Origin of the sequence: Paenibacillus sp. VTT E-133280 (genome assembly GCF_002264385.1) — a bacterium.
Lineage (GTDB): Bacteria > Bacillota > Bacilli > Paenibacillales > Paenibacillaceae > Paenibacillus_AQ > Paenibacillus_AQ nitricinens.
The window spans coordinates 20,406-35,375 of record NZ_NFUX01000043.1; the positions used below are offsets into that span (position 1 = coordinate 20,406).

The following is a 14,970-nucleotide window of genomic DNA, read 5'->3' on the forward strand; positions in this document are numbered from 1 at the left end:
TGATTTTATGTGGGGGTATAATTCTTTTGGCCATTGTAAAAGTGAAAAATCACATCGAGTCATATAAAATCAAATCATTTTCAGAAGATATTCATGACCTAAGTGGTAGAAACGACAACAAATTAACTATGTTTCGAAACCAAATTATTAAGAATAATATTCGATCATCTTTCGAAGATGTAGTTATTGATATTGGTTGTGGAGATGCAACTCTACTAAATAGCATTCAGCAAGAAGTTGGAAATGGATTTGGAATAGTACCTTCATCTGAAGAGAAAGTCAGACTTGAAAAAGAATACTATCATCCTAACATTCATTTTCTGGAAGGTTTATCAGTAGCACTTCCTATTAAAGATGAGATTGCAACAATAGTCATATGTAACGGCGTAATTATATTACTTGAGAGTGAAGATGATGTAATTAGAAGCTTACAAGAAATCAAAAGAGTTACTAAGAAAAATGGAACTGTTTGGATTGGAGAAGTACCCTTTCTTGATGAAGTGGAATATAACGGTAAAAATTACGGTGATTCCATCTTGAAATGGTTATTGTTCATTTATAAAAACAATGGTTTTATCAGTTTCATTAAAGCATCTAAAAGATTGATAAGAGCTATATTTTGTGGGGAGACTTTTCTCATAAACCCTAAAAAGATATATTTTATTAAACCTGAGAACTTTGTTGAATTATCTGAGAAAATTGGATTTGAGGTTATGAACTTTTTTAAAAGCAAAATATTGAACGACAATTTAGAAGAGGAAGATTCTTCGACAAGATACGATTATATTTTACGAAAGAGGTAAATTTTATCAATATAATGTATACCTCTTTTAAGGGATCAATATTATACATTATAATCTTATACAGGCAAGGCAAACGTAGAAATCCCTCAGCTTCCTCAGGCATGACCTATCGCATATAAATCAACTGATTCATTAAGTTCCTTAACAATTGCAGTAATATAATAGTTGTTTTGCAAAGAACTTGCTAAGCGAGCAAGTTTTTTTTGCATTAATTCTAACTGTGAGACTAATCTTTAATGAGTAATGATTCCTAATATAGAGATTTAGCCTAATATTATTGCACTAATCTAAACAATCCCAAGGTGTAGCCGATATATACTATATATAATTAAGGCTTTTTTTGGAGGTAGATGTTTGATGAATGTACAGTTCTCTCTTTCTGCTAGTTCTATTAGTAAAGGACAAGGTAGGTCGGAAGTGTTATCGGGCACTGGAACGACTACACAGGTTCCAGTGAATACTTCAAACAATGATACTGTGCCAGGTGAGTTTACTAGGGATATTAGGGATTTGAACCTCAGAGAGAGACAAGGAGTGAGTGTCTCTGTAGCCGAAGAACAACTAATAAAGACTATTGAAAGAGCGGTTAAATCTTTACAAGGACCTCAGACTACATTAGAAATCAGCATCCATGAGAAAACTCATGACATTATGGTTAAAGTGATGAACAAGGATACGGGTGAGCTAATTCGTGAAGTACCACCAGAGAAAACACTAGATCTGGTGGCCTCGATGATGGAAATCGCAGGTATATTGATTGACGAGAAGATATAGAATCAGAGGTGAAATACATTGGTAACTCGAATTAATGGTTTTTCGGGAATGGATATCGATAGTATGGTTAAGAGTATGATGGCTGCTAAAAAAGCTCCATTGGATAAACTGAATCAGCAGAAAACTATTTTAAATTGGACTAGAGATAGCTACCGAGAAATAAACAGCAAACTATATGACTTTCGCAGTAACAAACTTATAGATAAATACGGACGTAATGAAGCCTTAAACACCAATCAATCAGTAGTAAGTGGTAACACGAATGCCGTAAAAGCAACGGCCTTAGCTACAGCTAATGGAGTTGATATGGATGTCAGTGTAACACAACTTGCTACAAAGACTACAGTGAAGACTTCAGGGGCAGGTTCTAACTTTACAACTTCAACAACACTCTCACAATTACAGTCAAAGTTGGGCGGGACAGTCCCGACAGAAGGCTATAAACTAACAGTAAACGGTGAAGTTTTTTCATTTTCGGGAGATACCGCTATTTCTTCAGTTATCGCTAATATTAACAGTAGTACTGCAAATGTGACGGCTACCTTTGATGAGGTTACTGGACAGTTTTCCCTGGCTGCCAAAAGCAGCGGCCCACCAACGGAGGCAACACTCACAGCAGCAGCAAAAGGAAAGGTGGTTTTGGGAGCAGATACTTCCTTGCTGAATTTGTTTTCCAGCAAGAGTGACTCAACGACACTTGCCCAATTGCAAAATTCACTTTATGGTACAAGCATTACAGATGCTAACACACAAGATTTCACATTAAAGTTTGGAACTAATAACCTCTCCTTTAAGGGGAATCAGAGCTTATCGGATGTGGTTTCCTACATCAATACGAATACGGCTGCATTAGGTGGCGCAACAGCTAGCCTTGTTTCAGGCCAACTAGTAGTTACTTCTGGTGGAGTGGTACAGACTATCGGTGGTACTGCAGCTACTTTACTCAAAGGAACTGGTACTACCGAAGGTGTAGTGGCTAAATATACAATTAATGGAACTAGTTTAGAAAATGATAGCAACTCTTTTGCGGTTAACGGTGTTCAGTTAACGTTGCTTGCAACGACAAATATTAATGGTACGGACACTCCTGCCAAAATTACTAAACAAGTTGATACGGATAAGGCAGTGGCTACTGTAAAAGGTTTCATCGATGATTACAACGCGTTGATTACTTCTTTAAATGCTAAGATAGATGAGGCTAAATATCGTACCTTCACCCCATTGACTGATGATCAAAAGAAAGATATGAAAGAGTCTGATATTACGGCTTTGACAGAAAAAGCAAAAAGTGGCTTACTGAAGAATGACGATGTTATTAAGACAATCTTATCCTCAATGAGGATGGACATTACTGAAAAGCTGGGTGATCTTAGTGATATTGGTATTACTACAGGATCATACTTTGAAAAAGGTAAGCTGTACTTGGATGAAAGCAAACTGAGAACTGCACTTAATAATAATTCGCAAGGAGTCATGGACTTACTTCAAGGACCACAAAGTGCTCCTGATAATGGATTATTTGACAAACTTTCTACTAGAGTAAGCGATGCATTGAATAGTATTTCCGAAAGAGCTGGTACTAATAAATATTCAGGCGATCTTACTAGTAGTTATAAAGAAGAAAGTGTTATGGGTAAGAAGCTCAAAGGTTATAACACACGTATAAGCGATATGTTAACTATGTTGAATAATGCCGAAACACGCTATTACAAGCAGTTCTCAGCCATGGAAACGGCAATGAACAAGTTACAGTCACAGTCCAACAGTCTCTTCTCCACTTCAAGTTAAGAAATTTATAAAATAGAGGGTGAGATTATTGATTACATCTCCGTATGAGAAATACCGTCAGTCTTCTGTTCAAACCTCAACACCTACACAACTAGTACTTATGTTGTACGATGGAGCCATTCGCTTCGTGAGAACAGCGATGGATGGACTCAGTAAACAGGACTTTGAGAAGACAAATCTTAATTTTGGTAAAGCACAATCTATAATTAGTGAGTTAATGAGTACATTGGACTACTCCTATGAGGTATCTAATAATCTTTATTCACTTTATGAATATACAAATTTCTTGTTAGTGGAAGCCAACATCCGCAAGAGCCCAGAAAAAGCGGAAGAGGCCATTGGTTACCTTACAGAACTTCGAGAAACTTGGCTACAAGCATCCAAAATCGCTGCGGGCCAGGGACAGGCTGAAAGTGCTCATGGATGAGTTAATTCAGAGCCTGAAGGAACTGACCTTAGGCATCACGGACAGACTCGATGAGACTACCTATGAGGAGTTAGAGCTTTTTGTCGAGGATCGTCAGGAGCTTGTCGACTCTATTGCAGAACAAGCCGGAATTTGTAAGTCGACGCCTGCACAAAAACAAGAAATTAATCGAATTTTGGAGTATGACAATGTGATCCTAGACAGAATGAACGCTCTTCGTTTGGAAGCCCAAGACTGGTTGCAGAAGCGCAATCAGGCCAAGGTACAGCGTAGTGCCTACGAGGTTGCATACACTCCGGATAGCTTTCTAATGGATCGTAGAAAATAATTTATTTCGGTGTTTCACTATAGGAGTAGATGGGTATTAAATACCGTCTGCTCTTTTTTTTTGATTTTTACGCCGCAGTTATTTCTTGATTATGGTAAATTAAACGTCCTATTTTACGTGGTAAATTATTGCATGTAAACATTTACTTTTCCAATTGACAATGAAGAAGTTACGGTGGTATAGTCGATTTGTGAGCAAGACTCACGTTCATCTGATGACGAAGGGAATGTTTAATCAATGGAAGGTAAAGTAAAATGGTTTAACGCAGAAAAAGGTTATGGTTTTATCGAGACTGCAGACGGTGGCGACGTATTCGTACACTTTTCCGCGATTCAAACTGATGGTTTCAAGACTTTGGATGAAGGTCAATCCGTAGAGTTCGATATCGTTGAAGGCGCACGCGGACCACAAGCAGCTAACGTAATCAAATTATAATCATACGGCTAAGCCGACCTACATATAAGTAGATGGTTAGCAATTTAGACAGCGCTAGCAAGGATCTTGGGAATTCTCCCGAGATCCTTTTTTTGTGCTCATAAGCCTCTATTAAAGCTGTTAATAGAAAGAAAATAGCGTACTTTGTAAATTTATAATATGGAAAATGTTAGAACTCTCCGAAATGTGGGTAATAGTTGTACGTTGAGCTGTTTATCTTACCTCGACGCACACTATGTTAGCCTAGGCCAACACTTCCATGAGAGATTCAAATAGCCTAAGCTATCAAAACTTTTAGGAGGATGATTAGCAGGATGAAAAAGAAGTTGCGCGGTCTTATGACCGGAGTTTTAGGAGTTAGTATGTTATTAGGATCTCTTGGCAGTGTATCTGCCGCCTCCGTACCTAAGGATATTCAAGGTCACTGGGCTCAAGCTCAACTACAGGAATGGCTAGATAGAGGATACCTTGGAGGATACCCAGACGGTACAGTTAAACCAAACAAGGCCATTACGCGCGGTGAGTATGTGACTATGGTAAATCGCCTGTTTGGTTTTACAGCAAAAGCAACTGTAAGCTTTAAAGATATGAAAAGCACAAACTGGAACTACAGTGAAGTGGCTAAAGCCGTGGAAGCTGGTTATATCGGGGGATACGAGGACAATACGTTCCGTCCCAATACTCCGCTCACAAGACAAGAGGCAGCTGTAATGGCTGCGAAATTACTTAAATTGAGCACTAATACCACTACTAGCAAATTTAAAGACAATGCACAAATCGCAACATGGGCAAAAGGTGCAGTAGCCGCTGCAGCAGATAAGAAGATTATTAACGGTTATCCGGACGGAACCTTCGGTCCTAAGAGATCGTTAACACGTGCAGAGGCTGTAGGTATCATCAATACCTCGGTCATCTATTACCCAGGTAGCGGCACAGGTGGTGGAGTAATTCCTACCCCAACGCCAACTCCGACACCAACAGCTACCCCAACGCCAACAGCTACTCCAGGTGGTAGTACTGGTGGAGGAAGTGGTGGTGGATCTGGTGGAGGTAACGGTGATGGCGGAACTGTCACTACACCAACCGTAAGTGGGGCAACCTATGGTAACGTTGGTTCGGTAACAGCCGATGTATACCTGACATCTTCCGTAACAGGCTCAGTGTACTATGTTGTAGCCCCTTATACTGCTAACATAAGTGCACCGAGTGCATTGCAGGTGGAAAAAGGACAGATCAGCAATGGAACTGCAAGCGAAATTCATGGTAGTGTTGCAACTGTACCGAACACAACGGTTACATTCTCGGTTTACGGATTGAATCCTGGGACAGAATACGCAACATATATCGTAGCAGCGGATGCATCTGGTAATCTGTCTACTGTGACAACAGTTCGATTAACTACTGCTCAGGCAACTGAAAAGTCGATTACACTTTTTGAACCAGGACAAGCAGGTACTGTTACAGCCGATGTATATGTTAAATATGGTGTGACAGGTTACGCTCCAGCCCCAGTAAGATATGTAGTATTACCAGCTAATGAAAAAGCACCTAGCGCAGCACAAATTTCTTTAGGACAGAATAGTACTGGTACAGCGTTGACTGCTCCATGGACGAACACGCTTACGTTCGCTCCTGGTGTAAAACATACGCATACTTTGACTGGATTGACAGCCAATACTGCCTATAAGGTATACGTTATTACAGGATCGGGTACAGAATTGTCACCTGTCGAAATCATTCAAATTCATACCAAGTAACTTAATCTTATACTGTCTCAGTTTGGGAATATAAGAATGGAATTCGTACTATAATAACGACAGGTTTACAATTGGTCCGGTGAGGCGAATAGTTGCTCTTACCGGACTTGTTTTATTTGTGAACACTACGACAATATTTGTTATCTAATTGTAAGGGCTGTAAGGAATTACTTTTTACTTAGCCTTAACAATTTGGTATAATGAAGGTGTAACTAAAGGAGGAGTGGCCATGCAATTCACCATTCGAGGTCAACAAATTGACGTGACCGACGCTTTGAGAGAGTATGTTGATAAGAAGCTCAGCAAACTTGAGAAGTATTTCGAAGCACCCCCTACCTCTGAAGGGTCTGTGACGCTTGGCGTAGTTCGCGGCCTTCATACGGTGGAAGTAACCATTCCGCTTGCTGGTGTGACGCTTCGTGCGGAAGACCGCAGCGATGACATGTACGCTTCCATAGATGCCGTTGTGGACAAGCTGGAACGTCAAATTCGCAAACACAAAACGAAGATCAATCGTAAGTTCCGTCAAGAGGGACTCAAGACGCTGTTTGTGGATGGAGCTAGTACCGCTGTTGCTGTAGAAGAACAAGATTATGATGATTTAGAAGTTGTGCGGAACAAACGCTTTACGATGAAGCCGATGGATGTAGAAGAAGCTATTCTTCAAATGAACATGGTAGGACATACTTTCTTTGTTTTTTCCAATATCGATACCTCGGAAGTAAGCGTAGTTTACAAACGTGATGATGGTAAATATGGATTGATTGAACAGGGCTAAGATACAATGATGCCAGTTATGCTCTAAGTATAAAGGGCCTCGAGAGTTAGTCAGAACCTAAGAAATTTAAACCGAGCCCCTATTCGCTTGCAGCGAATAGGGCTCTTGTGCGTATAAGCGACTATATTTGAAAAATGTGGCTGATACACCTTGTATTGCGGCATCTCTTACAAACTGTTACAATTTATGAAGCAGCGGAATCGAATTTATAAATGGCCCTTTCAATTTTGTGAGGATGGGCTCGGTTCCACCATCTGTGTTGCATGAAAGGGGTTAACCATGCTAGGACTTGTAAAGAAAATATTCGGAGACACCAACGATCGTGACGTTAAACGTCTCATGAAGACAGTCGATGTAATTAATGGATTGGAACCGGAATTTGTAAAGCTATCTGATGAACAGTTACAAGCGAAGACAGCAGAATTCCGTGCCCGTATTGAAAAAGGCGAAACTCTGGAAGAAATTCTTCCTGAGGCATTTGCAACCGTACGTGAAGCTTCCAAGCGGACACTGGGTATGCGGCATTTTGATGTGCAGTTAATTGGTGGTATGGCTCTGCATGAAGGCCGAATCTCCGAGATGAAGACTGGTGAAGGTAAGACACTAGTAGGTACATTGCCAGTGTATTTGAATGCTTTGCTAGGTAAAGGCGTACACGTTGTAACGGTCAATGACTATTTGGCTCAGCGCGACAGCGCACAAATGGCACAAATCTATAACTTCCTGGGCATGACGGTTGGGGTTAACCTAAGCGGTATGGACCATGCTGATAAACAAGCTGCTTATGCCTGCGATATTACGTATGGCACGAACAACGAATTTGGTTTCGATTATTTGCGTGACAACATGGTGCTTTATAAAGAGCAAATGGTTCAGCGCCCTCTGTATTTCTGTATTATTGATGAAGTGGACTCTATTCTTATTGATGAAGCACGTACACCTCTTATTATTTCCGGACAAGCTGAGAAGTCTACAGAATTGTATTTTTCAGCAGACCGTTTCGTGAAAAAGCTTAAGGCTGAAGAAGACTACACAGTTGATATTAAGGTGAAGTCTGTAGCCTTGACTGAAAAAGGTGTGGCTACTGCTGAGCGCGCTTTTGGTATTGAGAACTTGTATGATCACAGTCATGTAACCTTGAATCACCATATCGTCCAAGCCCTAAAAGCAAATGTAATTATGCGTCGTGACGTAGACTACGTTGTAAACGAGGGTGAGGTCGTTATTGTCGATGAATTTACAGGACGTCTAATGTCAGGTCGTCGTTATAGCGATGGGTTGCACCAAGCGATTGAAGCGAAGGAAGAAATCGAAGTACAGAATGAGAGTATGACTCTTGCTACGATCACTTTCCAGAACTACTTCCGTATGTATCGCAAACTGGGCGGTATGACAGGTACTGCGAAGACTGAGGAAGAGGAATTCAAGAAGATTTATGGTCTTGAAGTTCTTCAGGTTCCTACGAATAAGCCGAACAAGCGCGATGATATGCCGGATGTCGTCTACAAGAGTGAGAACGGTAAGTTCAAGGCTGTTGTGGAAGAAATCGTAGAACGTCACAAAAAGAACCAGCCAGTCCTGGTTGGTACAGTGTCGATCGAGAATTCAGAGCTCGTTTCTGAAATGCTGAAGCGCAAAGGCGTTAGACACCAAGTGCTTAACGCGAAGCATCACGCTGCGGAAGCAGAAATCATTACCCATGCAGGTCAGCCAGGTACAGTTACGATTGCTACCAACATGGCTGGACGTGGTACGGACATCGTTCTGGGTGAAGGTGTGACAGATCTTGGAGGTCTGCATATCATTGGTACAGAGCGTCATGAATCGCGCCGGATTGATAACCAGCTGCGCGGTCGTGCGGGTCGTCAAGGTGACCCTGGTTCTACACAATTCTACTTGTCGCTTGGCGATGAGCTGATGAAGCGTTTTGGTGCTGACAACGTTCTGACTATGATGGATCGTCTCGGATTCGAGGAAGATCAGCCGATTGAGAGCCGCATGATCACGCGTGCTGTAGAATCTGCTCAGAAACGTGTTGAAGGCAATAACTTTGATATCCGTAAAGTCGTATTGCAATATGATGACGTGATGAATCAACAGCGTGAAATTATTTATAAACAACGCCGTGAGATTCTGGAGTCCGATAATATTAAAGATATCGTGCTTGAAATGATCAAGCCTGTAATTGAGCGTATCGTTCTCGCACACTGTAGCGATGATATTCCTGAGAACTGGGAACTGCAAGAAGTTGCTGATTACGTAAACAGCAAGCTGCTTGAAGAAGGTGCTTTGACCCGTGATATTCTATGGGGTAAGGAAGCTGAGGAGATTATCGAGTTTATTTTCGAACGTGTGCTTGAGAAATATGCAGCACGTGAAGAACGTCTGGGTTCAGAACTCGTACGTGAATTCGAGAAGGTAATCGTGCTTCGTTCCGTAGATAGCAAATGGATGGATCATATTGATGCAATGGATCAATTGCGTCAAGGGATTCACTTGCGTGCCTACGGTGGTACGGATCCACTTCGTGAATATCAATTCGAAGGCTTTGAGATGTTTAATACTATGACTGCTACGATTCAAGAAGAAGTAGCTACTTATATTATGAAGGCTCACATCGAAGCGAATCAGGAACGTCAATCCGTTATTGATGAAGACAAGATCTCTACAAACAGCGAACCTGTTGAGAAACGTCCGGTTCATGTTGAGGCTGTGACTGGCCGTAATGATCTTTGCCCTTGCGGAAGCGGCAAGAAGTACAAGAATTGCCACGGTCAAAACGCATAAGACAAACATTTAGAAATACACCATATTTAGCGAACTAAGGTATAGATAAAGTTGGTGTTTGATTGAGGTTTTCTCTGCTCTTGCCATTTATCTAGTCCTTATTATCGCTTCCATGGGTATACTATCCATAAAGAGCGGCTGGGCCCGGGGGTATCCCCCGTTTACGGCCCAGTCGCTTTTTTGGATCTTTAGTAGTTTGGTGATCATGGAGCGGAGCAGGCGGAATTGTTCTGTAGAAGCGTAGCGTTCGCCTTTGTTTCCGGATTCCAACCGCGATGCGGTTATCCATTCAAGGAATCTGGAAACAACAGCGATCGGAAGAATAATCCGTAAGGCGTAAGCGAACTTTGATCACTATATCCCACTAAATCTCCAATAGAGCGACGACCGTAACACTATTTTGAAAGGTGAAGTGACCTATGATAGAACCAAATGTAAAGCAGGATTTGCGTGAAATAGGCAAGAAACTAACTGACCTTAGGGGGTCTCTTTGACTTAGATCTTAAGCAAGAGATGATTTCTAACTTTGAAGAGAAAATGGCGGCTCCAGGATTTTGGGATAATAGTGAGCAAGCGCAAAGCGTAATCGCCGAGATGAATGCTGTGAAGTCTTCCGTAGATCAATACGAGAAGCTTCAACAGGATTACGATGATGCTGCGATGATGGCAGAGCTTGCGGATGAAGAGGGCGATGCAGATCTGGCGGCAGAAATTGGGGAGACAATTAGCAGCCTAGGCAGAAAAGTGGATGAATTTGAGCTGCAATTGCTGCTTAATCAGCCATACGACAAGTTGAATGCTATTCTAGAGCTTCATCCGGGTGCAGGCGGAACGGAATCCCAAGACTGGGGACAAATGCTACTGCGTATGTACACGCGCTGGGCTGAAAAACGTGGATTCAAGGTTGAGGTGTTGGACTATTTACCGGGTGATGAAGCAGGAATTAAGAGTGTCACGCTACTTATTAAAGGCTTCAACGCCTACGGATACCTAAAAGCTGAGAAGGGTGTCCATCGGCTTGTACGGATTTCTCCTTTTGACTCTTCGGGCAGAAGGCATACTTCTTTTGTATCCTGTGATGTCGTTCCGGAAATTGCCGATGATGTAGACGTTGAGATTCGTACTGAGGATCTGAAAATCGATACGTATCGGGCGAGCGGCGCTGGTGGACAGCATATTAATACCACGGACTCTGCGGTACGGATTACTCACTTGCCGTCGGGTGTGGTGGTAACCTGTCAGAACGAACGTTCACAGATCAAAAACCGTGAGCAAGCGATGAAAATGCTGCGTTCCAAGCTGTATGAGCGCAAGCTGCAAGAACAGCAGCAGCACTTGGATGAGATTCGCGGCGAGCAATCCGATATTGCCTGGGGCAGTCAGATTCGCTCCTATGTATTTCATCCGTATAACATGGTCAAGGATCACCGCACTTCCGTAGAAACAGGGAATGTGGGTGCAGTCATGGACGGAGACCTGGATGCATTCATTGATGGTTACTTACGTAGCCAGATCAAGATTGAGGCGGACTAAGGGATTTTTTCGGGAATATAGGAAAGTATAAGGTTACTCCATACTATCTTTATATTGATTTTTTGAGGAAACGGATCCCATTCTTTGATATGGATGGTGTACCCGTTTCTTCTTACGTAAAGCAAGATGACACTTTAAGGAGCGCCTTGAAATGCAAAAAATCAATTCACGTAATAAACCCCCACTAATTCCTCTAAATGGACCACTCCGACATGTAGTGGATACAACGCTAATTCTGCTCGGTTCGTTAGTGACAGCGCTGGGGTTTAATCTCTTTTTTCTGCCGAATCATATTGCTTCTGGTGGTGTATCCGGTCTGTCTGTATTGGCTGAAGCCTGGTTTGGAGCTGAACCGGCTTACACGCAATGGGCACTTAATATTCCACTGTTTGTGCTCGGGGTAATTTTCCTAGGTAAGCAATATGGAGTACGCTCACTGCTTGGGAGTTTTGTACTGCCGTTGTTCATCCTTGTGACGAAAGATTTACCTGCACCTACAACCAATCCACTCTTAGCCTCCATTTATGGCGGTATCTGTGTCGGAGTGGGACTAGGTCTTGTGTTCCGTGGACGTGGATCGACAGGTGGACTCACGATTTTGGCGCAGATTATTCAAAAGATATCCGGTCTCAGCTTCTCGATTTCTGTAGTGCTGCTAGACGGGACAGTCATTGTGTTAGCTGCATTTATACTCGGTATGGAGCAAGCACTGTATGCGCTGATCGGATTATTTGTGACAGGTAAGGCCATTAACGCGATAGAGGTAGGCTTTCGTTATACGAAGGTTGCGTACATAATCTCTGACAAGACGGAAGAAATATCTGAAGCGATATTAAATGATTTAGATCGTGGTCTGACGAAGCTGGACGCACATGGCGGGTATACTGGTGATGCACGTACCGTTCTGATGGTAGTGGTAGGCCAGAATGAAGTGTCGAGACTGAAAGCGATTGTCCAATCTGTAGATACAAGTGCATTTGTGATTATTACCGAAGCTCATGAAGTGCTGGGCGAAGGGTTTAAAAGGGAAGCGTAATCTCACCTACGGGGGAGGCGGCGCTTCTCTTTTTTTGTAAATGAGGTTATATTTAGGAGGAAATAAAGTTCACATAATATGTTGTATTTATATTAATTGGGATGTATAATAATACATATTTCTAAGACGGTATGCATTATATTAAATAATATATTCATGATAAGCAGGAAGTGGGGATGACAGTGGAAGGCAAGCTGAGGGCGGCGATTGTTGGATCAACGGGTTATGGAGGCGTAGAGCTGATTCGGCTACTACAAAGTCATCCTAAGGTAGAGATTACTTCGGTGATTTCCTCATCAAGTGCAGGGGATGCGATAGAGGAAGGGTTTCCTCATTTGACGGGCATTATTGACCGAAGGCTGGATGGCGTTGATCCGGCGCAGATGGCTGAGCGGGCGGATGTGGTTTTTACGGCTACACCGTCTGGTGTAAGTGCAAAGCTGGTGCCGCAGCTGCTGGAAGCTGGACTAAAGGTCGTAGATCTATCCGGTGATTTCCGATTGAAGGATGGCGCAGAGTATGAACACTGGTATAAACATACGGCTCCGGCTGATGAGTATCTAGAGAAGGCTGTTTACGGACTTTGTGAGGTGTTCGGAGAGCGAGTGGCTGGGGTTGATTTTATATCTAATCCAGGCTGTTATCCTACGGCTACACTTCTTGGACTAATTCCTGCGATTCAGGCAGGCTGGATTAAGCATGACAGTATTATTATTGATGCCAAATCCGGGGTTACCGGAGCAGGACGCGGAACGAGTCTGATGGTGCATTATGCAGAGATAAACGAGAACTTAAAAACTTATAAAATAAATAAACATCAACATATACCAGAAATCGAGCAGACACTCACGGAGATTGCTGGAGAAAAGGTAACCGTAACGTTCACCACACATCTCGTGCCGATGAGCCGAGGCATTATGAGTACAATGTATGCAGGAATGACGGGCAATTATACGGAGCAGGATTTTGTGAATTTATATCGTGAATATTATGCGGGCAGACCTTATGTGCGGGTGCGCGATGCAGGTGTGATTCCAGCGACAAAAGAAGTTAGCGGCTCTAATTATTGTGATATCGGATTTGCAACAGATGCTCGTACAGGGCGGGTGACGATCGTCTCCGTCATTGATAACGTTGTAAAAGGTGCGGCAGGTCAGGCAATACAGAACCTTAATTTGATGATGGGATGGGAGGAAACCCTTGGCCTCGGCTACACACCTGTGTATCCATAAGGATCAGCGGTACAAATAACATGAGCGAGATTGAATTATTTACTACCTTGGAAGGTGGCAGCATTACTTCACCTAAAGGCTTTAAGTCCGGAGGACTGCACTGTGGTCTGAAAAAAACAGATCGCAACGATCTCGGAGTGATTGTCTGCGAGGTTCCGGCAACGGCGGCAGCTGTGTATACGACGAATGTTTTTCAAGCGGCTCCTCTGAAGGTGACACGGGAAAGTCTTTTGAACGGAACGTTGCAGGCGGTAATCGTGAACAGCGGGAATGCTAATGCCTGCACAGGTGAACAAGGTGAGGCCGATGCTTATGAGATGCGCGCTGCTGCGGCTCAACATTTGGGCGTAGAGGTTAATGATGTTGCTGTCGCTTCGACTGGTGTGATCGGTGAGCTGCTGAAGATGGATTGCGTACGTAGTGGTATTACTGCACTGCCAGAGAAGCTGGACGGTGGGGCTGCTGGAGCGGAAGAATTCTGTCAGGCCATCCTTACAACTGATTTAGTTAAAAAAGAGGTTGCCGTAAAGGTGCTTGTTGGTGGTGTAGAAGTTATTATTGCTGGAGCCGCGAAGGGCTCCGGGATGATTCATCCTAACATGGCTACCATGCTCGGTTTTATGACTACAGATGCTGATATTTCAGCGGAGGATTTACACAGTCTACTTCGTTCTGCTACGAACGTTACTTTTAATATGATTACAGTTGATGGAGATACAAGCACGAATGATATGCTAGTTTCGATGGCTAGTGGGCTTGCAGGTAATGAGAAGCTGACTCGGCTTCATCCGGATTGGGACGCTTTTGCCGCTGGCTTCACGTATGTCTGCCAGACGCTTGCCAAAGCGATTGCGCGGGATGGCGAAGGTGCGACTCACCTGATCGAGGTGCAAGTGAATGGGGCTGTTCATGATGAGGCGGCAGCAGCGATTGCCAAGACGGTGGTGGGTTCTAGTCTAGTGAAATCTGCTATTTTTGGAGCGGATGCGAACTGGGGACGAATTATTGCAGCGGTTGGACGCGCGGGTGTGCCAGTATCGCCAGAACGTGTAAATATTTCGTTAGGTGAGATTGAGGTGCTCTTGCACTCGAAGCCAGTTGCATTTGACGAGGAAAAAGCTTTGGCCTATTTGCAAAAAAGTGAAACTGTGCTGATCACTGTAGATTTGCATGATGGAACCGGAAAGGCTACAGCTTGGGGCTGTGACCTAACTTACGATTATGTGCGGATTAACGCTGCATATCGTACCTAATTTGTGACGGCTTTAAGCCCACAAGGGAAGGATACCGAT

General features: G+C 43.0%; 13 protein-coding genes. All 13 read left to right on the plus strand.

Translation table 11 applies throughout. The annotated features are described in order from the left end of the window. The first annotated feature begins 26 nt into the window (after positions 1-26). The gene (locus CA600_RS18470) at positions 27-803 is read left to right on the plus strand and encodes a class I SAM-dependent methyltransferase (protein ID WP_179281658.1); all 777 of its coding nucleotides are present in this window, start codon (positions 27-29) and stop codon (positions 801-803) included. 354 nt (positions 804-1,157) lie between these two features. Further along, on the plus strand, positions 1,158-1,577 hold the full coding sequence (locus CA600_RS18475) for a flagellar protein FlaG (protein WP_373455894.1): 420 nt from the start codon (positions 1,158-1,160) through the stop codon (positions 1,575-1,577). Positions 1,578-1,595: 18 nt separating this feature from the next. Next, positions 1,596-3,365: a flagellar filament capping protein FliD gene (gene fliD / locus CA600_RS18480; protein ID WP_094871916.1), complete on the plus strand. Its 1,770-nt coding sequence runs from the start codon at positions 1,596-1,598 to the stop codon at positions 3,363-3,365. Positions 3,366-3,393: 28 nt separating this feature from the next. After that, the gene (gene fliS, locus CA600_RS18485; RefSeq protein ID WP_094871918.1) at positions 3,394-3,792 is read left to right on the plus strand and encodes a flagellar export chaperone FliS; all 399 of its coding nucleotides are present in this window, start codon (positions 3,394-3,396) and stop codon (positions 3,790-3,792) included. Further along, positions 3,785-4,120, plus strand: coding sequence for a flagellar protein FliT (locus CA600_RS18490; RefSeq protein WP_094871920.1), 336 nt, complete (start codon positions 3,785-3,787; stop codon positions 4,118-4,120). The genes fliS and CA600_RS18490 overlap by 8 nt, the downstream gene beginning before the upstream one ends. Before the next feature lie 237 nt (positions 4,121-4,357). Beyond that, positions 4,358-4,555 (plus strand): cold shock domain-containing protein, encoded by a 198-nt coding sequence (locus CA600_RS18495; protein ID WP_019915069.1) that lies wholly within the window; start codon positions 4,358-4,360, stop codon positions 4,553-4,555. 314 nt (positions 4,556-4,869) lie between these two features. Then, positions 4,870-6,312 carry an S-layer homology domain-containing protein gene (locus tag CA600_RS18500; protein ID WP_179281659.1) on the plus strand — a complete coding sequence of 481 codons (1,443 nt, stop codon included), beginning with the start codon at positions 4,870-4,872 and terminating at the stop codon, positions 6,310-6,312. A gap of 229 nt (positions 6,313-6,541) precedes the next feature. After that, positions 6,542-7,090 carry a ribosome hibernation-promoting factor, HPF/YfiA family gene (hpf, locus tag CA600_RS18505; protein ID WP_094871923.1) on the plus strand — a complete coding sequence of 183 codons (549 nt, stop codon included), beginning with the start codon at positions 6,542-6,544 and terminating at the stop codon, positions 7,088-7,090. A 279-nt stretch (positions 7,091-7,369) separates the two neighbouring features. Continuing rightward, positions 7,370-9,877, plus strand: a complete 2,508-nt coding sequence (gene secA / locus CA600_RS18510; RefSeq protein ID WP_076285677.1) for a preprotein translocase subunit SecA — start codon at positions 7,370-7,372, stop codon at positions 9,875-9,877. Between the two features lie 419 nt (positions 9,878-10,296). Next, a protein-coding gene (prfB, locus tag CA600_RS18515) for a peptide chain release factor 2 (protein ID WP_143812165.1) occupies positions 10,297-11,410 on the plus strand; the annotation gives its coding sequence in 2 pieces (ribosomal slippage) (positions 10,297-10,368 and positions 10,370-11,410; 1,113 coding nt in all). 151 nt (positions 11,411-11,561) lie between these two features. Next, positions 11,562-12,446, plus strand: a complete 885-nt coding sequence (locus CA600_RS18520) for a YitT family protein (RefSeq protein WP_094871927.1) — start codon at positions 11,562-11,564, stop codon at positions 12,444-12,446. A 176-nt stretch (positions 12,447-12,622) separates the two neighbouring features. Continuing rightward, on the plus strand, positions 12,623-13,678 hold the full coding sequence (gene argC, locus CA600_RS18525; RefSeq protein ID WP_094871929.1) for an N-acetyl-gamma-glutamyl-phosphate reductase: 1,056 nt from the start codon (positions 12,623-12,625) through the stop codon (positions 13,676-13,678). 20 nt (positions 13,679-13,698) lie between these two features. Continuing rightward, positions 13,699-14,931: a bifunctional ornithine acetyltransferase/N-acetylglutamate synthase gene (gene argJ / locus CA600_RS18530; protein WP_094871932.1), complete on the plus strand. Its 1,233-nt coding sequence runs from the start codon at positions 13,699-13,701 to the stop codon at positions 14,929-14,931. Positions 14,932-14,970: the final 39 nt, after the last annotated feature.

Coding starts and splice junctions, on each gene's coding strand:
- CA600_RS18495 (WP_019915069.1), top strand. CDS start 4,358: ATGGAAGGTAAAGTAAAATGGTTTAACGCAGAAAAAGGTTATGGTTTT.
- argJ (WP_094871932.1), top strand. CDS start 13,699: ATGAGCGAGATTGAATTATTTACTACCTTGGAAGGTGGCAGCATTACT.
- CA600_RS18520 (WP_094871927.1), top strand. CDS start 11,562: ATGCAAAAAATCAATTCACGTAATAAACCCCCACTAATTCCTCTAAAT.
- argC (WP_094871929.1), top strand. CDS start 12,623: ATGACAGTGGAAGGCAAGCTGAGGGCGGCGATTGTTGGATCAACGGGT.
- secA (WP_076285677.1), top strand. CDS start 7,370: ATGCTAGGACTTGTAAAGAAAATATTCGGAGACACCAACGATCGTGAC.
- CA600_RS18490 (WP_094871920.1), top strand. CDS start 3,785: ATGGATGAGTTAATTCAGAGCCTGAAGGAACTGACCTTAGGCATCACG.
- hpf (WP_094871923.1), top strand. CDS start 6,542: ATGCAATTCACCATTCGAGGTCAACAAATTGACGTGACCGACGCTTTG.
- CA600_RS18500 (WP_179281659.1), top strand. CDS start 4,870: ATGAAAAAGAAGTTGCGCGGTCTTATGACCGGAGTTTTAGGAGTTAGT.